Origin of the sequence: Streptomyces sp. 184 (assembly GCF_045781775.1) — a bacterium.
Lineage (GTDB): Bacteria > Actinomycetota > Actinomycetes > Streptomycetales > Streptomycetaceae > Streptomyces.
The window spans coordinates 4,317,978-4,338,979 of the sequence record NZ_CP123230.1 but is presented as its reverse complement, the minus strand read 5'-3'; the positions used below and the strand labels follow the sequence as shown (position 1 = coordinate 4,338,979).

Annotated in this window: 3 protein-coding genes; 2 read left to right on the top strand and 1 reads right to left on the bottom strand. The window is 75.1% G+C overall.

Annotated features, from left to right (window positions below; all coding sequences use genetic code 11):
- The first annotated feature begins 6 nt into the window (after positions 1-6).
- Positions 7-4,590, top strand: a complete 4,584-nt coding sequence (locus tag QBL21_RS17920) for a beta-ketoacyl synthase N-terminal-like domain-containing protein (protein WP_407563211.1) — start codon at positions 7-9, stop codon at positions 4,588-4,590.
- A gap of 166 nt (positions 4,591-4,756) precedes the next feature.
- Here the strand turns inward: QBL21_RS17920 and QBL21_RS17915 are convergent, their stop codons facing one another.
- On the bottom strand, positions 4,757-5,527 hold the full coding sequence (locus tag QBL21_RS17915; RefSeq protein WP_407563210.1) for a BTAD domain-containing putative transcriptional regulator: 771 nt from the start codon (positions 5,525-5,527) through the stop codon (positions 4,757-4,759).
- A gap of 559 nt (positions 5,528-6,086) precedes the next feature.
- Between QBL21_RS17915 and QBL21_RS17910 the strand changes: the two genes are divergently transcribed.
- Complete coding sequence (locus QBL21_RS17910; RefSeq protein WP_407563209.1) at positions 6,087-20,990, top strand: SDR family NAD(P)-dependent oxidoreductase; 14,904 nt, start codon at positions 6,087-6,089, stop codon at positions 20,988-20,990.
- The last annotated feature ends 12 nt before the right edge of the window (positions 20,991-21,002 follow it).

Below are 21,002 nucleotides of genomic sequence, written 5' to 3'. Positions count from 1 at the left end.
ACGGCGATGACAGACAAGGCCCTGCTGAGGCGTTCCCTGGACGCCGTACGCACCCTGCGCGAGCAGGTCGACGAGCTGCGCGCGCGGGCCGAGGAGCCCATCGCCGTCGTCGGCCTCGGCTGCCGCTTCCCCGGCGGCGCGGACGGCCCGGAGCGGTTCTGGGAGCTGCTGCGCAAGGGCCGCGACGGCGTCGTGGACGTACCGCACGACCGCTGGCCCGTCGAGGGCTGGTACTCGTCCGACCGGAGCGAGCCCGGCACGTCGTACACCCGCCGCGGCGGGTTCCTCGCCGAGGGCGCCCACGCCTTCGACGCCGGGTTCTTCGGCATCACCGACGCCGAGGCCCGCGACATGGACCCGCAGCACCGGCTGCTGCTGGAGACGAGCTGGCAGGCGCTGGAGAGCGCCGGGCTGCTGTCGGGCACCACGGCCGAGCGGCGCGTCGGCGTCTTCGTCGGCGTGTCCGGCTCGGAGAACACCCTGCTGCCCCGCTCGCCGCGCGAGGCAGGGCCGTACACCGCCACCGGCTCCGCGATCAGCGTCGCCGCGGGCCGCGTGGCGCACACCTTCGGGCTGCGCGGCCCGGCCCTCGCGGTGGACACGGCGTGCTCGTCGTCGCTGCTCGCGGTGCACCTGGCCGTCGAGAGCCTGCGCCGCGGCGAGTGCACCGCCGCCCTGGCCGGCGGGGTCAGCGCGATGATGTCGCCCGCGGTGATGGTCGCGCTGTGCCGGATGGAGGCGCTGGCCGAGGACGGGAAGTGCAAGGTCTTCGACGCCGCCGCCGACGGCTACGTACGCTCCGAGGGCAGCGGCATGGTCGCCCTCATGCGTGCCTCGGACGCCGCCGCCGTACGCGCCCCGGTCCTCGCCCTCATCCGCGGCTCCGCCGTCAACCACGACGGCCGCACGAGCGGACTGACCGTCCCCAACGGCCGCGCGCAGCGCGAGCTGATCGCCGACGCCGTGGCCGCGGCCGGGGTCGAGCCGCGGACCGTGGACTACCTGGAGGCGCACGGCACCGGCACCTCGCTCGGCGACCCGATCGAGGTACGCGCCGCCGCCGACGTGCTCTGCGCCGACCGCGACCCCGAGGCCCCGCTGCGCATCGGCGCCGTCAAGTCCAACATCGGGCACCTGGAGGCCGCCGCCGGGGTGGCGGGCCTGATCAAGACCGTCCTCGCGCTGCGGCACGGCGAGATCCCCGGCGGGCTGCACCTGAACAAGCCCAACCCCCGGCTCGGCGTCGACCGGCTGCCGGTGGCGCTGTGCGACCGTACGGCGACCTGGCCGCGGCGCGGCGACGGCCGGCCCCGTACCGCGGGCGTCAGCTCCTTCGGCTTCTCCGGCACCAACGTGCACGTCGTCCTCACCGAGCCCGACGCCCTGCCCGACGCCCGGCCCAGCGCCCGGCCCGAGGTCCGGTCCGACGCCCGGCCGGACGCCGAACCGGCGCGCACCGCCGGGCCGGAGCGCCCCGCGCACGTCTTCGCCCTCTCCGCGCGCGACCCGGAGGGCCTGCGCGAGTCCGCCGCCCGCCACGGCCGGTGGCTCGCGACGCACCCCGACGCGACGCTCGCCGACTTCTGCCACACCGCCACCGCCCGCCGCGCGCACTTCGCCCACCGCGCCGCGTTCGTGACCACCTCCCGCGACGACCTGGCGCGCCGGCTCGCGGCGCTCGCCGCGGGCGACGGGCCCGAGCCGGCCACCGGCCGGCGGCAGACCGCGGCGGCCGAGGCGGTCGGCGCCCGCGACCGGGCCCCCGCGCCGCCGGTCGCCTTCCTCCTCGACGCCACCGCGCCCGCCGCGGAGCGCATCACCGAGACCCTGTACGCCACCCACCCCGGCTTCCGCGCGCACGCCGACCGCTGCACCGCCGAACTCCGGCCGCCGTCCGCCGAGTCGGACGCCGGGCACGACGCCGCGCTCGCCGCCGACGTACGGACCGTGGCCTGCCAGATCGCCCTGGTGCGCACGCTCGCCGACTGGGGCATCGCCGCCGGCGCCGTCGCCGGTGGCGCCGCACCCGGCGACCTCGCCGCCGCCGTCCTCAGCGGCGCCCTCGACGCCCCCACCGCAGGCGCCCTGCTCGCCGCCCGCCACGGCGCCGCCGCCCCGCCGGCCGCGCCCCCGGCACGCCCGCGCGCGCTGCGGCTGCTGCACGGGCCCGACGCCGGCGAGGCGGGCGCGGAGCAGGCGGCCGACCCCGAGTTCTGGCTGCGCCCCGGGGCCGGCGTCCGGCCCGAGGCCGCCGCCGCGGCCCTCGCCGCGCACGGCTACGACACCCTCGTCCACCTCGGCGGCCCCTCCGCGCGGCCCGCCGCCGGCGAGATCCGGGGGCTGCCCGGCGCGGACATCTGGCGCGAACTGCTCGACTGGCTGGCCGACCGGCATGTCTCCGGCCAGGACGTCGACTGGTCCGCCGTGGACGACGGCTACGAACGGGCCCGGCTGGACCTGCCGGGCCAGACGTTCCGACGCCGTGCGCACCGCCCGGACGCCGCGGCATTCGTTGCCGCTCCCGCGGCGTCCGGGCCGGGTGCACCCGTGGGCGCCCTCGGCCTGCGGCAGGTTGCCTCGCCGCTCGCGCAGCGCCAGTTCACGACCGCCGTCAGCCGCGCGGTCCTGCCCGAACTGGCCGACACCGCCGGGGTGCTGCACGTCGGCTACTACCAGGAACTGCTGGCCTCCGCCGTCCGCACCGGCACCGGGCTGCGGCTCGACGACCTACGGTTCGAGCGGGCCCTGACGCTCTCCCGCGGCCAGGAGCGCACCGTGCACCTGGCGGTCGGCCCGGCGGACGGCGACGGCTGGGCGGAGTTCTCCGTACACAGCCGGCAGACCGGCGACGGGTCACCGGAGGCCGAGCAGCCCGGCGACGAGGGCTGGCACCGGCACGCCGCAGGACGGCTGCGCCCCGACGGCGGCCGAGCGGCGGACCCCGCCGAGGTGCGCCCGCTGCCCGCGGCGGCGCGCGCCGAGATCCGCGAGCGCTGCACCGTGCGCTTCGAAGGCGCCGAGTTCTACCGGCAGATGGCCGAGCGCGGCGTCCCCCTGGGCCCGTCAGTCGAGTGGGTGGACGAGGCGTGGCTCGGCGAGGGCGAGGTGCTGGCCAGGTTCCGCCCCCCGGCGGCCGCCGAGACCGCCGCCGGCCGGCCGGACCGCGAACTCCCCGTGCCCGCCGGGATGCTGGACGCCTGCGTGCAGCTCTACGCCCTCGCGGCCGGCCCGCAACTGGCCGAGCGGGACCTGTTCATGACCGCCCGCCTCGGCGAGGTCGGCTTCGGCGCCCCGGCCGAGGGCGGCCTGTGGTGCCACGTCCGGCTGACCGCGCCGGTCGGCGACCTGCTGGTCGGCGAGCACCTGCTGTGCGCCGAGGACGGCGCGCCGGTCGGCTGGGGCCGCGGCACCGAGATCCGCGTCATCAGCCCCGGCGCCGGCACGTACGAGACGCCCGCCGACGGCGTACGCGACGACGCGGAGCGGCAGCGCTGGCAGGGCGCGGACGGCGCCGCGGCGCTGCGGGACCTGCTCACCGGCATGGTCGCGGAACTGCTGCAACTGACGCCCGCCGAGGTCCCGAGCAGCCGCCCGCTCGCCGAGACGGGCCTGGACTCCCTCGCCGCGCTGGAGCTGCGCCAGCGGGTACGGGCCGAGACCGGCGTCGACCTCCCGGTCGACCTGCTCATCGCCGGCCCCTCGCTGGACGAGGTGGTGGAGCGGCTCGCGGGATCCGCCGCGGGCGACGGGCCGGCCGCCCCGCGCCCGTACGACGTGGACGGCAGGCTCTGGCTGCCGGTCACGCCGCGGGACGACGCCGACGTGCGGCTGTTCTGCCTGCCGTACGGCGGGCGCGGCGCCTCCCTGTACCGGGACTGGCCGGCTGCCGCGGACGGCGGCGTCGACGTGGTCCCCGTGCAGTTGCCCGGCCGGGAGGAGCGCGGCGACGAGCGCTGCATCGTGGACGCCGACGAGGCCGTGGACGCCGTCGCGCAGGCGCTCAAGCCGTACCTGGACCGGCCGTTCGCCTTCTACGGGCACAGCATGGGCGCGCTCCTCGCGTACCGCCTGGCCCACCGGCTGGGTTCGGAGTACGGGGAGCTGCTGCGCCACCTGTTCGTCGGGGCGTTCAGCGCGCCGACCGGCGGGGAGAACCCGCTCGGCGCCCGGCTGCGCTCGGTGACCCAGCGGCTCGGCTTCGAGCAGATGCCGGAGCACGAGGAGCTGGCACGGGTGCGGCGGGCGCAGCCGCGGCTCTACGACACGGCGCTCCGCGCCGAGCTGGGCGAGCACCTGGCGGGCAAGGCGGACGTGGCGATGGACGGGGCCGGGTACTCGGACCTGCGGGTGGTGCAGAGCTACCGGCACGACGTGGCGGAGCCGCCGCTGCGGGTACCGGTGACCGCGTTCCACGGAGCCGGCGACCCGGTGGTCGCGGAGCAGGACGCCGACGGGTGGCGGCCGTTGACGGTCGGCGGGTTCGAGCTGCTGGTCGTACCGGGTGACCACTTCTTCGTCCACGGTGACCAGAGCGGGCCGCGGGTGCTGGCGGAGATGGCCGCGCGGCTGCGGCAGCCGGTACGGGCCTGAAGCGGGGGCCGCGCGCCCGCGGCCGGCGGGCCCGAAACCGGGCCCGCGCCGGGCGCACCGAAGGCGGCCACACCAAAGCCGGGCGCGCCGAGGCCGGGCACACCGAAAGGGCGGGCGAAGCCGGTGGCTTCGCCCGCCCCTTGCCGTACTCGACCGGCCCGGGCGGTCAGACCGCCGCGGGCAGCTCCAGCCGCTCGTCGGCGACGAGGATGGCCTGCTGCAAGTCGCGCAGCGCCCGGCAGGGCTCCAGGCCCAGTTCCTCGTTGAGCCGGTTCCTTGCCTGCTGGTACGTACGCAGCGCGTCCGCCTGCCGCTCCGAGCGGCACAGGGCCAGCATCAACTGCCGGTAGAACGTCTCCCGCAGGGGATACTCGGCCGTCAGCGCGGAGAGCCGGCCGATCAGCTCACGGTGCAGCCCGAGGCTCAACTGCGCCTCCATCAGCCACTCCAGGTACTCCAGCCGGGTCTCCTCCAGCCAGGTGGCGAAGCCCGCGATGATCGGCCCGTCGCACAGGTCGCCGAGTACCGGCCCGCGCCACAGGGACAGCCCGTCCTCGAAGGCGGTCACGGCCTGCTCCGGCCGGCTCTCCTTGAGGTGGCGGCGCCCCCGGTGCAGCAGCTCCTGGAAGCGGTCCACGTCGAACTCGTCGTCCTCCAGGTGCAGGAGGTAGCCGGGCGGCCGGGTGAGGATCGGGTTGTTCCGGCTGCCGGGCTCGCCGAGGAACTTGCGGAGCTGGGAGATGTACACGTGGATGCCCGCGGTCGCGCGGCGCGGAGGGTTCTGCCCCCAGATCTCGGCTATGGCCTCGTCGATCGAGACCACCTGCCGGGCACGGATCAGTAAGAGGACGAGGAGCACCTGCATCTTCTTGGCGCTCACGAATCTGCTGCCGCGGTTGTCCACCACTCGGACTGGTCCGAGTATTTCGTACTGCACTTTTCAACCCCCGATGAATTTCTCTAGGCTGAAGTGCTCATGTTTCATGGCACTGTTGTTCAATTTCCTCGCCGCGTCGTGCAGGGGAGCTTGTGTGTGTCGCGGCGATGCTGTACAGGCTTTAGCAGGCTATGGGAGGGGGTAGGGGGTGCCGAAACCCCTACCCACCCCTAAGTCCCCCCTACGTGCTGCCAGGGGTATTGCGCTGCTTGCCCGGGGGCGTGTGCGACACATTCACGCCCCCCTTCCAAGGCGCGGCGATGATCCTCCGTTCCGGCAAATGCCCGGAATCCGCCGCGGGGTATCCGCTGCCCCGATATCCGCGTTCTCATCACGCCCGGATTGCCCCGCGGCTGCCGTCACCTCGGGATACGTCGCCCTACGGCGCCGTGTCCCACATGCCGGGTATGCCACCCCTGTTCGCGCCGCCGCCCCCGCGCTCGGCCAAAGGACGCGGCAAGAGCGGCTTTAGCCGCGCTGCCGAACATCTACGCAACAGCCGGGCACAGCGCGATCCCGCCTGCCTGGACCTCGTGGATGGTGATGGGAGTTGCCGACCATGTCGGTTGCCGGACAGGAACCCCACCAGGACGCGGACCGGGCGGGGGATGCCGTCGGCGACCCGTCGGCGGACCGTGCGCCGATCGCCGTCGTCGGCCTGGCGTGCCGCCTGCCCGGAGCCGACGGGCCGGACGCGTTCTGGGAACTGCTGCGCGACGGCCGGGAGGCGGTACGCCCGCTGCCCGAGGGCCGCTGGCCCGCCGGCTCGCCCTCCCCCCAGGCCCTCGTGGACGCCGGGCTGCTCGCCACCGCGCGCGCCGGCTACCTCGACACCGTCGACGAGTTCGACCCCGCCTTCTTCGGCATCCCGCCCCGCGAGGCCGCCGCCGTCGACCCCCACCAGCGGCTCGCGCTCGAACTGGCCTGGGAGGCCCTCGAAGAGGCCGGCATCGTCCCGGCCGACCTGCACGGCGCGCCCGTCGGCGTGTTCGTCGGCGCCATGGACGACGGCTACTCCGCCGTCACCCGCGACCACGGCCCGGACGGCATCGGCCGGCACACCGCCACCGGTCTCAGCCGCGGCGTCATCGCCAACCGCGTCTCGTACACCCTCGGCCTGCGGGGCCCGAGCCTCACCGTCGACACCGCGCAGTCCTCCTCGCTCGTCGCCGTCCACCTCGCCTGCGAGAGCCTGCGGCGCGGCGAGTCGCAGATCGCGCTGTGCGGCGGCGTGCACCTGGCCCTCACCGGCGACGGGTTCCTCACCGCGGCCCGCTTCGGCGCCCTGTCGCCCACCGGGGTCTGCCGCACCTTCGACGCCGCGGCAGACGGCTACGTACGCGGCGAAGGCGGCGTCGTCCTCGTCCTCAAGCCACTGACGCAGGCACGCGCGGACGGCGACCGTGTGTACGGCGTCATCAGCGCCAGCGCCATGAACAACGACGGCGGCACCCCCGCCCTCACCCAGCCCAGCCGGGACGCCCAGGAGCAGGTGCTACGAGCCGCCTACCGCCGCGCCGGGCTCGCCCCCGGCGACGTGCAGTACGTCGAACTCCACGGCACCGGCACCCGGCTGGGCGACCCCGTGGAGGCCGCCGCCCTCGGCGCCCTCGCCGCCCCCGGCCGGGCCGAAGACGACCCGCTGCTCGTCGGCTCCGTCAAGACCAACGTCGGCCACCTCGAAGGCGCCGCCGGCATCACCGGCCTGCTCAAGACGGTGCTGGCGCTGCGCCACCGGCAGCTCCCGCCCAGCCTGAACCATTCGGAACCGCACCCCGACATCCCCCTCGGCGACCTGCGCCTCGACCTCGTCCACGCCACCCGGCCCTGGCCGCACCCCGAGCGCCCCCTCGTCGCCGGCGTCAGCTCCTTCGGCATGGGCGGCACCAACTGCCACGTCGTGCTGCGCGAGGCCGACGCCTCCGCCGCGGAGACCGCGCAGGCGACGCCGGCGCCGGACGGCAGCACCCACCCGCTGCCGTACGTCCTCTCCGCGCGCAGCGAGCCCGCCCTGCGCGACCAGGCCGCCCGACTCGCCGCCCACCTCACCGCACACCCCGACCACCGGCCCGCCGACGTCGCCCGTACGCTCACCGCCCACCGCGCCGCCTTCGAGCACCGCGCCGTGCTGCACGCCGCCGACCGCGCCACGCTCCTCGCCGGCCTCGCGGAGCTGGCCGAGGGCCGCACGCCCCCCGGCACGGCGCGCGGCACCGCCCTGCGCGGCGCCACCGGCTTCCTCTTCTCCGGGCAGGGCAGCCAGCGACCCGGCATGGGCCTCGAACTCGCCGCCGCCTTCCCCGCGTTCGCCGAGGCGTTCGACGCCGCCTGCGCCGCCTTCGACGCGCACCTCGACGTACCGCTGCGCGACGTCCTCGCCGCCGCGGAAGGCACCGAAGAGGCCGCGCTCCTCGACCGCACCGCCTGGACGCAGCCCGCGCTCTTCGCGTACGAGACGGCCGCATACCGGCTGCTGGAAAGCTGGGGCCTGCGCCCCGACGTGCTCCTCGGCCACTCCGTCGGGGAACTCGCCGCCGCGCACGTCGCCGGGGTGCTCTCGCTCGCCGACGCCTGCACCCTCGTCGCCGCCCGCGGCCGGCTCATGCAGCAACTCCCGGCCGGTGGAGCCATGGTGGCGATCGAGGCCACCGAGGCGGAGCTGGCCGACGACGTCGTCGCCACCGGCGGCGCCGTCTGCGTCGCCGCCGTCAACGGCCCCCGCGCCACCGTCGTCTCGGGCGACGAGGCGGCGGTGCTGGCCCTGGCGGAGCGCTGGCACGGCGAAGGCCGCCGAACGAAGCGGCTGCGGGTCAGCCACGCCTTCCACTCCGCCCACATGGACGGCATGTTCGACGCCTTCCGCGAGGTGGCCGCCACCCTCACCTTCCACCGCCCGACGCTCCCGATCGTCTCCAACGTCACCGGCGAGCACGCCACGGACGACGAACTGCGCTCCCCGGACTACTGGGTACGACACGTCCGGCACGCCGTGCGCTTCGCCGACGGCGTGCGGCGGCTGCGCGACGCGGACGTCACCACGTTCGTCGAACTCGGCCCCGACGCCACCCTCACCACCATGGCCCGCGACTGCGTCGAGGAACCCGGCCTGGCCCTCGTCCCCCTCGGCCGCGGCCGACGCCCCGCCGCGCAGGAAGTCCTCGACGCCGTGGCCACGGCGTACGCCCACGGCGCCGACGTCGACTGGGCAGCCGCCTTCGTCCCCGCCGACGCCGTCCGCGTACCGCTGCCCACCTACCCCTTCCAGCGCCGCAGCTACTGGCTCGCCCCCCACACCCCCGCCGACGCGCCCGCGCCCGGCGCGAACGCAGCCCGGACCGCAGCCGGGCCCGCAGCCGCCGCCGACGAACCGGCGGCGGCCACCGAGCCGGAGCCGCCCACCGCGTCCGCCTCCCGCGAGTGGCGCGACCGGCTCGCCGCCCGCGACGCCCACACGGGCCGCCGGCTCCTCCTCGACCTCGTCCGCACCGAGACCGCGCAACTCCTCGGCCACGGCTCCCCGTCCGACGTCGAAGAGCGCTGGGCCTTCCGCGACCTCGGCCTCGACTCCCTCGGCGCCGTGGACCTGCGCCACCGCCTCGGCCACGCCACGGGCCTCGCCCTGCCCTCCTCACTGCTCTTCGACCACCCCACCCCCCTGCGCCTGGCCACCGGCCTGTACGACCAGCTCACCGGCGCCGAGCAGGACCCGACCGCCACCGCGGCGCGCGCGGCCGACGACGAACCCCTCGCCATCGTCGCCATGGCCTGCCGCTATCCCGGCGGAGTCGCCTCCCCGGAGGCACTGTGGCGCCTGGTGGCCGACGGCACCGACGCGGTCGGCCCGTTCCCCGACAACAGGGGCTGGGACCTCGACAGCCTGCTGAACACCGACCCGGACCACACGGGCGGATCCGCCACGCACCGCGGCGGCTTCCTGCACGACGCGGGCGCGTTCGACGCCGCCCTCTTCGGCATCTCCCCCCGCGAAGCCACCGCGATGGACCCGCAGCAGCGGCTCGTGCTGGAGACGGCGTGGGAGGCGTTCGAACGGGCCGGAATCGACCCGTCCGCGCTGCGCGGCAGCCGGACCGGGGTGTTCGTCGGCGGCACGTTCCAGGAGTACGGCCCGCGGCTGAGCGAACCGGGCGGCGGCGCCGAAGGACATCTCCTGACCGGGAGCGCGCCGAGTGTGGCGTCGGGGCGGGTGGCGTACGCGTTCGGGCTTGAGGGTCCGGCGGTGACGGTGGACACGGCGTGCTCGTCGTCGCTGGTGGCGCTGCATCTGGCGTGCCAGTCGGTACGGAGCGGGGAGTCGACGCTCGCCCTGGCGGGCGGCGTGACGGTCATGGCCTCGCCGAGCATGTTCATGGAGTTCAGCCGCCAGGGCGGACTGGCGCCTGACGGGCGCTGCAAGGCGTTCGCGGGCGGTGCGGACGGGACGGGCTGGTCGGAGGGCGTGGGGCTGCTGCTCGTGGAGCGGCTCTCGGACGCCCGCCGACACGGGCACGAGGTGCTGGCGCTGGTACGGGGTTCGGCGATCAACCAGGACGGTGCGTCCAACGGGTTGACGGCCCCGAACGGTTCGTCGCAGCAGCGGGTGATCCGACAGGCGCTCGCGAACGCGGGGCTCGGCACGTCGGACGTGGACGCCGTGGAGGCGCACGGTACGGGTACGACGCTGGGCGACCCGATCGAGGCCCAGGCGCTGCTTGCGACGTACGGGCAGGACCGGGCGGACCGGCCGCCGCTGTGGCTGGGGTCGCTGAAGTCGAACATCGGGCACACGCAGGCCGCGGCAGGCGTGGGCGGCCTGATGAAGATGGTCATGGCGATGCGGGAGGGCGTGCTGCCGCAGACCTTGCACGTGGACGAGCCCTCGTCGCACATCGACTGGACCGCGGGTGCGGTGGAGTTGCTGACCGAGCAGCGGCCGTGGCCGGTGGACGAGAACCGGCCGCGGCGTGCGGCGGTCTCGTCCTTCGGGATCAGCGGTACGAATGCGCACGTGATCGTCGAGCAGGCTCCGGTGACGGAGGTGCGTGAGCCGGAGGGGCTGGAGTCGGTGCCGGGGCCGGTGGTGTGGCCGCTGTCGGGGCACACCGCGGAGGCGCTGGCGGGGCAGGCGGAGGGGCTGCGGACGTGGCTGGGGGAGCGGCCGGAGCTGGATGTGCACGCGGTGGCGGGGGCGTTGGTGCGTTCTCGTGCGGTGCTGGATCACCGGGCGGTTGTCTTCGGTGCGGACCGCGAGGAGTTGCTGGCCGGGCTGGATGCGGTTGCGCGCGGTGAGGAGTCCGTCCGGGTTGTGGTGGGGCGGTACCGGGCGGGGAAGCTGGCGGTGCTGTTCACCGGCCAGGGCGCGCAGCGCGCGGGCATGGGTGCCGGGTTGTACGGAACGTACCCGGTGTTCGCCGAAGCACTGGACGCGGCGTGCGCGGCGCTGGACGCGCATCTCCCGCAGCCGCTCAAGCCCCTGCTGTTCGCCGACGCCGACAGCCCCGAGGCGGAGTTGCTCAACGACACGACGTACACGCAGCCCGCGCTGTTCGCGTACGAAGTCGCTTTGTACCGGCTCGCGGAGTCCTTCGGGATCCGTCCCGACTTCCTTGCCGGTCATTCCATTGGGGAGTTGACCGCGGCTCACCTTGCCGGGGTATGGACCCTTGCTGACGCGGCCCGCCTCGTCGCCACCCGCGGGCGGCTGATGGGTGGCCTGCCTGCCGGTGGCGCGATGCTGTCGGTCACCGCCCCCGTCGACACCCTTACGCCGCTGGTCGACGGCACGGATGTGGAGATCGCGGCGGCCAACAGCCCTACCCACACCGTCCTGACCGGCACCACCGAGGCCATCGAAGCAGTGGCGTCCCGCTGCGAGGACGCCGGGCTACGAGCCCGCCGCCTGCGCGTCAGCCACGCCTTCCACTCCGCGCAGATGGACCCGATCCTCGCCGACTTCCGCCAGGCCATCGCCGACACCCCCGCCCAGGCCCCGGCCCTGCCGGTGATCTCCAACCGCACCGGACAACCCCTCACCCCCGAGCAGGCCGCCTCACCCGACTACTGGGCCGGGCAGTTGCGGCACACCGTCGAGTACACCGCCGTGACCACCCACCTCGAACAGGCCGGCACCACCACCTACCTCGAACTCGGCCCCGACACCACCCTCACCACCCTCACCACCGACACTCTGCTCACTCCCGCCACAGCGGTGGCGGCCCAGCAACGCAACCAAGGCCAGGTCGAGGCGTTCACCGCAGCTCTCGCCACAGTCCACACCGTGCACACCCCCGTCACCTGGCCCACCACCGCGCGGAGCACCGACCTCCCCACCTACGCCTTCCAGCACGAGACCTACTGGCTCCCCAACACCCGCACCCCCAACCTCACCTCCACCGGTCTGGCCCCCACCGAGCACCCCCTGCTCACCGCCGAGGTCGAGCAGGCCGACGGTGGTGGGACGCTGCTCACCGGGCGGTTGTCGCAGGCCGACCACCCCTGGGTCGCCGACCACCTGATCCTCGGCGAGACCGTGCTCCCCGGCACCGCCTTCGTGGACCTCGCCCTGCACGCGGCGCGTCGCGTCGGCTGCGACGTCCTTGAGGAGCTGACGCTCGAAGCCCCGCTCCACGTACCGGAGTCGGCCCCGGTGCAGGTTCAGGTGCTCGTCGGTGCCCCGGACGAGACGGGCGGCCGTGCGCTCGCCGTTTACGCGCGTCCGGCCGGCGCCGGGGAGACTGCGTGGTCGCGGCACGCCCAGGGGCGGCTGGCCGTCGACTCGCCGGCCGCCGCCGAGCCCGGGGACGGGCGGTTCTCCGTCGCCGACGCCCGCGCGCTGCCGGTCTCCGACGCGTACGCGACGCTCGCCGAGCGGGGCTACGTCTACGGGCCCGTGTTCCAGGGCCTCACCGCCGCCTGGCAGGGCGACGGCGAGACGTTCGCCGAGGTGCGGCTGCCCGACGCGGACGCGGACGACCCCCGTTTCGTACTCCACCCGGCGCTGCTGGATGCCACGCTGCACGCCGTGCTGCTCCACGGCCTCGCCTCCGGCGACGGACCCGACCAGCCCGCGGACGGCGGCCTGCTGCTGCCGTTCGCCTGGTCGGGTGTGCGCGTACGGCGGGAGTCCGGTACCGCGGCCCGTGTACGGATCCGGCCCACGGGTGCCGACACGGTCTCCCTCACCGTCACGGACGAGGCGGGCGAACTCCTCGCCTCCGTCGAGTCGCTGGCGTTCCGCCGCGCGTCCTCCGCCCAACTGGCGTCCGGCCAGGGCGAATCCGCTCAGGCGGAGCAACACACCGTCGAGTGGTCCCCGCTCGCTGCCGCCCCGCCCGCGGCCCGTGCCTCGGACGCCTGGGCGTGCGTCGGCGTCGTGCCCGGCGGGCTGGCGGACGCCCCGTCCCCGTACGGCGACGTGGCTGCGCTCAGCGCCGCGGTCGCCGCCGGGGCTCCCGTACCCGACATCGTCACCCTCGCCGTCGCCCCGACCGACGACGACCCCGCCCTCTCCGCCCCGCAGACCGCCGAGACCGTCCTCGCCGCGCTCCGCGACCTCACCGCCGACGCCGCGCTGGCCGACGCAACGCTCGCCGTCGTGACCCGCGGCGCCGTGGCGACGGGGGAGGGGACCGCACCCAACCTCGCCGAAGCGGCGGTGTGGGGCCTGGTCCGCAGCGCCCAGGCCGAACACCCGGGCACCTTCCTGCTCGTCGACCTCGACCCCGAGGCGGAGACCCCGGCCGACCTCGCGGCCGTCGTACGCCATGCCCTGGCCGCCGACGAACCGCAGATCGCCCTGTGCGACGGGCAGCCCCTCGCCCCGCGCCTCGTCCGCCGCGCGCTCCCCGCGGACACCGCAGGCAACCCCTGGCAGGACGCCGGCACGGTGCTCATCACCGGCGGCACCGGCGCCCTCGGCGCCGTGGTCGCCCGGCACCTGGCCGAGCGCCACGCCGTACCGCACCTGCTCCTCGTCAGCCGCCGCGGCGCCGACGCGCCCGGGGCCGCCGAACTCGTCGCAGAACTCCGCCGGTCGGGGACCGAGGCCACCGTCGCCGCCTGCGACACCACGGACGCCGACGCCCTCGCCGCCCTCCTGGCCACCGTCCCCGCCGAGCACCCGCTCACCGGTGTCGTCCACGCCGCGGGCGTCCTCGACGACGGCGTCGTCGCGACCATGACCCCCGGGCAACTGCACCGCGTCCTGCACCCGAAGATCACGGCCGCGCTCCACCTCGACCGGCTGACCCGCGACCTGAACCTGACGGCCTTCGTCACGTTCTCCTCGGTCTTCGGCGTCCTCGGCAACGCCGGTCAGGCCAACTACGCCGCCGCGAACGCCTTCCTGGACGCCCTGGCCCACCACCGCCGAGCAGCCGGCCGAGTCGCCACCTCACTCGCGTGGGGCCTGTGGGACACCGACACCGGCATCACCCGGGACCTGGACGCCGCCGACATCGCCCGTATGGCGCGCAACGGCGTCATCGCCCTCACACCGGAGGAAGCACTGCCGCTGCTGGACTCCGGCTGCGGTACGGACCACGCCCTGCTCGTCCCCACGCGCTGGCACTTCCCCACCCTCCGCGCCCACGCCGCGACCGGTACGCTCCCCTCCCTGCTGCGCAGCCTCGTCCCCGCGCCCACGCGCCGGGCCGTGTCCGCCCGTACGGGGACGGGCACGGCCGCCGCACCGCTGGCGGAGCGGCTGGCGGGACTCGGCGAGCCCGAGCGGCACGCCCTGGTCCGCGACGTCCTGCGCCGCGACATCGCCACCAGCCTCGGGCACTCCTCGCCCGACCAGCTCGACCTGGAGGCCAGCTTCAAGGCCCTCGGGTTCGACTCGCTCACCTCGGTCGAACTGCGCAACCGGCTCAGCGCCACGACCGGCCTGCGGCTTCCGGCGACCCTCCTCTTCGACTACCCCACGCCCGACGGGCTCGCGACCTACCTGCTGGCCTCGGCCGACCCGGCGGACGCGCCGGCGGGCCCCGCGCTGCCCGCGAGCCGCCCGGCCGTCACCGACGACGAGCCGATCGCGATCGTCGGCATGGCCTGCCGCTACCCGGGCGACGTCGCGTCGCCGGAGGACCTGTGGCGCCTGGTCGCCGAGGGCACCGACGCGATCACCCCGTTCCCGACCGACCGCAACTGGAACGTCGAGGAGCTGTACCACCCGGACCCCGAGCACAGCGGCACCTCGTACACCCGCGAGGGCGGCTTCCTGCACGACGCGGCCGAGTTCGACGCCGGGTTCTTCGGCATCTCCCCGCGGGAAGCGCTGGCGATGGACCCGCAGCAGCGGCTGCTGCTGGAGACGACGTGGGAGACGGTGGAGCGCTCCGGCATCGACCCGCGGACCCTGCGCGGCAGCCAGACCGGCGTGTTCGTCGGCGCGATGTACCACGACTACGCGCGGTGGGCGGAGCAGGCGGCGGAGAGCGTCGAGGGCTTCACGCTGACAGGCACGTTCGGCAGCATCGCCTCGGGGCGGATCTCGTACATCCTGGGGCTTGAGGGCCCTGCGGTGACGGTGGACACGGCGTGCTCGTCGTCGCTGGTGGCGCTGCACATGGCGGCGCAGTCGCTGCGGCAGGGCGAGTGCGACCTCGCGCTGGCCGGGGGCGTCGCGGTGATGTCCACGCCGGGCACGTTCGTGGAGTTCAGCCGGCAGCGCGGGCTGTCGCCGGACGGCCGCTGCAAGGCGTTCGGCGCGGGCGCGGACGGCACCGGGTGGTCGGAGGGCGTGGGTCTGTTGCTCGTGGAGCGGCTGTCGGATGCGCGGCGTAACGGGCACAAGGTGCTGGCGGTGGTGCGGGGTTCGGCGGTGAACCAGGACGGTGCGTCCAACGGGCTGACGGCTCCGAACGGTCCGTCGCAGCAGCGGGTGATCCGGCAGGCGCTCGCGAATGCGGGTTTGTCGACTTCGGATGTCGATGCGGTCGAGGCCCACGGGACGGGTACGACGCTGGGCGACCCGATCGAGGCACAGGCGCTGCTGGCCACGTACGGCAAGAACCGGTCCGACAAGCAGCCGCTGTGGCTGGGCTCGCTGAAGTCGAACGTCGGGCACACCCAGGCCGCCGCCGGCGTGGGTGGCGTGATCAAGATGGTCATGGCGATGCGGGAGGGCGTTCTCCCGCGGACGCTGCACGCGGACGAGCCGTCGCCGCACGTGGATTGGGCGGCGGGCGGGGTGGAACTGCTGACGGAGCAGCGGCCCTGGCCGGTGGGCGAGGAACGTCCGCGGCGTGCGGGTGTGTCGTCGTTCGGGATGAGCGGGACGAACGCGCACGTCATCATCGAGCAGGCGGCAGAGTCCGAGACCGCACCCGCGGTGGTCGAGCCGGGCGGGGTGGTGGCGTGGCCGCTCTCCGGCCACACGCCGCAGGCGTTGGCCGACCAGGCTGGGCAGCTCCACGGATATCTGACCGAGCGGCCGGAGATCATGCTGTCGGAGGTAGCGCACAGCCTGGTCACCGCCCGTTCGGCGCTCACCCACCGCGCGGTCGTCGTGGGCGGTGCGCGGGACGAACTGCTGGAGGGGCTGGCGGCGCTCGCCGCGGGCGAGCCGTCCGCGCGTGTGATCAACGGCAGTGTCCAGACCGGCGGGAAGACGGTGTTCGTCTTCCCGGGCCAGGGCGCGCAGTGGGCGGGGATGGCCGCGGATCTGATCGAGGCGGAGCCGGTCTTCGCGGCGGCGATCGTGGAGTGCGAGGCTGCGCTGTCGGTCTACGCGGACGACTGGTCGCTCCGTGACGTACTGGCCGATCCCGAGGGCGTGTTGCTGGAGCGGGTGGACGTCGTCCAGCCCGCGCTGTTCGCGGTCATGGTCAGCCTGGCCCGCCTGTGGCAGCACCACGGCATCCACCCGGACGCGGTCATCGGCCACTCGCAGGGCGAGATCGCCGCGGCCCACGTCGCCGGGGCCCTCTCACTTGAGGACGCCGCGAAGGTCGTGTGCCTCCGTAGCCAGGCCATCCGGGCACTGTCCGGCCAGGGCGCCATGGCGTCCGTTGCGCTGCCGCACACCCAGGTGGCCGAGGAAATCGCCGCGTGGGACGGCAAGCTGTCCGTCGCCGTGGTCAACAGCCCCACCGCGACCGTCGTTTCCGGCGACACCGACGCGGTGAAGGCCTACCTCACCCAGTGTGAAGAGACAGGCGTACGCAACCGGCTGCTGCCCGTCGACTACGCCTCACACGGCCCCCACGTCACCAGCCTGCGCGAGACCCTCCTGACCACGCTCGACGGCCTGGAGCCGGGCAAGGCATCGGTCCCGTTCTACTCCACCGTCACCGGCGAGGAGTACGACACCACCGGACTGACCGCCGAGTACTGGTACACCAACCTCCGCGAAACCGTTCGCTTCCACGACACCCTCACCCAACTCGTCGACACCGGCCACACCACCTACGTGGAAACCAGCCCCCACCCCACCCTCACCACCGCCATCACCGACACCGACCCGGCAGTCATCGCCACCGGCTCCCTCCGGCGTCAGGAGCACTCACCGACCCAGTTCCGCCTCGCCCTGGCGCACCTCCACACCCACGGCGCCCCCGTCGACTGGCACCAGGCGCCCACCCCCCTCACCGACCTCCCCACCTACCCCTTCCAGCGCGAGCACTACTGGATCGACGCCCCCGCCACCGCCGGCGGCGACCCCGCCACCCTCGGGCTCCAGAGCACCGAACACGCCCTCCTCGGCGCGACCATCCACCTCGCCGACGACGACAGCCGGTCCACCCTCCTCACCGGCAGCCTCAGCCTCCGTACCCACCCCTGGCTCGCCGACCACGCCGTCAACGGCACCACCCTCGTGCCCGCCGCGCTCTTCCTGGAGCTGGCCTTCCGCGCCGGTGACGAGGTCGGGTGCGGGACCGTCGAGGAGCTGATGCTCCACGAGCCGCTGGTCCTCTCCCCGGGTGCCACCGCCCATGTGCAGGTCACGGTCGGCACCGCGGGCGAGGACGGGCGGTGCGCCTTCGGTGTGTTCTCCCGGTCCGCCGGTGACGCCGAGGCGTGGACGCGCCACGCCGAGGGCGTGCTCGCGTCCGCCGACGACGCCGTCGAGCGCATGACCGCCCCCGCGATCACCGACCCGCCCGCCGCCGACACCGCGGGGACCCTCGAAGCGGACGAGTTCTACGACGAGTTGACCGAGCGCGGCTACGGCTACGGCGCCGCCTTCCGCGGCGTCCAGCGGGTCTGGCGCGAGGACGACGGGCTTGCCGCCGAGGTGGCGTTGCCCGAGCCGGTACGGGACGGGGCCGGACGGTTCGGCATGCACCCGGCGCTGCTGGACGCCGTCCTGCACACCGCCCTCGCGGCCGACGGCCCGGCGACCCCAGACGCCGGCGGCGCCACGGGCGTCCTCGTCCCCTTCGTGCTCTCCGGCGTGACCCTCGGCCGCAGCGGCGCCACCACCGTACGGGTGCGTGTGACCCCCGCCGGGGACGGTGCCGTACGCGTCGATGCCGTCGACCCCGCGGGCCAGCCCGTGCTGTCGGTCGCGTCGCTCGCCCTGCGCCCGGCCGCCGTGCTGGGCGCCGCGGACGCGGCCGGGGCCGATCTGCCCTTCACCGTCACCTGGACACCCACCCAACTCCCCGCCCCCGCCGGCGAGACGTCCACCACCTGCGGTGTGCTCGGCGCGGATCCGCTCGGTCTGGGCGGGGCGCTGACGGCGGCCGGGGTTCCCGTGGTCACCGTCACGGACACCGACGGCCCGGACCTGGTCCTGCTCCCGGTCGGCGGCCCGGCCTCCGACACGGGCGCCGATATGTCCGCCGCCGACGTCCGCCGTACCGTCGAAGGCGTCCTCGCCGCCCTCCAGACCTGGCTGGCCGACGACGCTCCTCCCCGCCCCGAGGCGCGACTCGTCGTCGCCACCCGCCGAGCCGTCGCCGCGGAAGCCGGCGAGCGGCCCGCCGACCTGGCCGCGGCGACCGTCTGGGGCCTGGTCCGTACCGCCGTCACCGAGAACCCCGACCGCTTCCTCCTCGCCGACATCGACGACGACCCCGACTCCCACCGCGCGCTCGTGCCCGCCCTGCGTGGCGCCGTGCGCCGCGGCGAGACCCAACTCGCCCTCCGCAAGGGTGAGGCGCTGGTGCCCCGCCTCTCCCGCCTCGGCGGCTCCGGCTCGCTGCTCCTGCCGCCGGACGGCACCGACTGGCGGCTGGAGACGACCGGCCCGGGCACGCTGGAGAAGCTGGCCTTCATCCCGTCCACGCACGCCGACGCGCCGCTCGCCCCCGGTGAGATCCGGGTGGCGGTACGGGCGGCCGGCATGAACTTCCGCGACGTGCTGATCGCCCTCGGCGTCTACCCCGGCCGGGCGATCATGGGCAGCGAGGCCGCCGGCGTCGTGCTGGAGGTCGGCGCGGACGTCACCGACCTGGCGCCCGGGGACCGGGTCATGGGCCTGTTCCTCCCCGGTGCCTTCGGGCCGGTCTCCGTCACCGACCGCCGCATGGTGGTCCCGATGCCCTCCGGCTGGACGTACGAGCAGGCCGCCGCGATCCCCGTGGTGTTCCTCACCGCGTACTACGGCCTGGTGGACCTCGCGGGCGTACGCGCGGGGGAGACCCTGCTCGTCCACGCCGCGACCGGCGGCGTCGGCATGGCCGCGCTCCAGCTCGCCCGCCACTGGGGTATGGAGGTCTTCGGCACCGCGAGCCCCGGCAAGCGGGAACTGCTGCGCTCGCTGGGCATAGACGACCGGCATGCCGCGTCCTCCCGCGACCTGGACTTCGAGGCGGACTTCCGGGAGGCGACGGGCGGCAAGGGCGTGGACGTCGTCCTGAACTCCCTCGCCCGCGAGTTCACCGACGCCTCGCTGCGGCTGCTGGCGCCCCGGGGCCGCTTCCTGGAAATGGGCAAGACCGACATCCGCGACGCCGGCCAACTCGCCGAGCTGCGCGACGACATCCGCTACGACGCGTACGACCTGCGCGAGGTCGACCCCGACCGGATCGCGGAGATGCTCGCCGACCTGCGGGAGCTGTTCGAGAACGGCTCCCTGTCGCCCCTGCCCGTCCAGCCCTGGGACCTGCGCGAGGCCCCGGAGGCGTTCCGGTACATGAGCCAGGCCCGGCACACCGGCAAGATGGTCCTCACCACGCCGCGCCGTCTCGACCCGGCGGGCACGGTGCTCATCACCGGCGGCGTCGGCCTCCTCGGCGGACTGCTCGCCCGGCACCTCATCACCACGCACGGTGTACGCCACCTGCTGCTGACGAGCCGCCGCGGCCCGGCCGCCGACGGCGCGGCCGAACTGCGCGAGGAGCTGACCGCCCTCGGCGCGGACGTACGGATCGCCGCCTGCGACGCGGCCGACCGCGACCAGCTCGCCGCGCTGCTGGCCGACGTGCCCGCCGACCACCCGCTGACCGCCGTGGTGCACGCGGCCGGCGTCGTGGACGACGGCCTCCTCGGCGCGCTGGACGCCGAGCGGCTGGAGCGGGTGCTGCGGCCGAAGGTGGACGCGGCGCTCAACCTGCACGAGCTGACCCGCGACGCCGACCTGGCGGCGTTCGTGCTCTTCTCCTCGGCCGCCGGCGTCTTCGGCACCCCGGGGCAGGCGAACTACGCCGCCGCGAACGCCTTCCTGGACGCGCTGGCCGAGCGGCGGCGGGTGGCGGGTCTGCCCGCCACCTCGCTGGCCTGGGGCTACTGGGCCCAGTCCAGCGGCATGACCGCCCACATGCAGCAGGCCGACATCGCCCGCCTGGCCCGCCAGGGCATCGCGCCGCTCGCCGCCGACGACGGGCTGGCGATGTTCGACGCCGCGCTACGGGCCGGCAGCGCCCGGCTCGTACCCGTCGCCCTCGACCTGCCCGCCCTGCGCGGCCAGGCGGAAAGCGGCGAACTGGCGCCGCTGCTGCGCGGCCTGGTACGCGCCGGCGTGCGGCGCACCGCCGCCGCGGGCGAGACGGGAGCCGGCGGCCAGTCGCTCGCCGAGCGGCTGGCCGGGCAGCCGGCGGAGCGCCGGATGGAGGAACTGCTCGGGATCGTGCGCGGCAACACCGCCGTCGTCCTGGGCCACGGCTCGGCGGACGCGCTGGGCGCGGAGCGGAGCTTCAAGGAGTTCGGCTTCGACTCGCTGACCGCCGTGGAACTGCGCAACCGGCTGAACGCGGCCACCGGGCTGCGGCTGCCGGCCACCCTCGTCTTCGACTACCCCACCCCGCAGACCCTCGCCGAGCATCTGCGGGACGCGCTGGGCCTGGAGACCGGGCCCGAGGCGCAGCCCACGGTGCTCGGGGAGCTGACGAGGCTGGAGGCCGCGCTCACCGTCCCGCCGGACGACACCGACACCCGCACGGAGGTCGAGAGCCGGCTGCGTGCGCTGCTGCGCCGGTTCGACCAGCCGGCGGAGCAGGGGCAGCAGGGATCGGAGTTCGACGACGCCACCGACGACGAGATGTTCGCGATGATCAACCAGGAGCTGGGCCTGGAGTGACGCCGGGCGTCA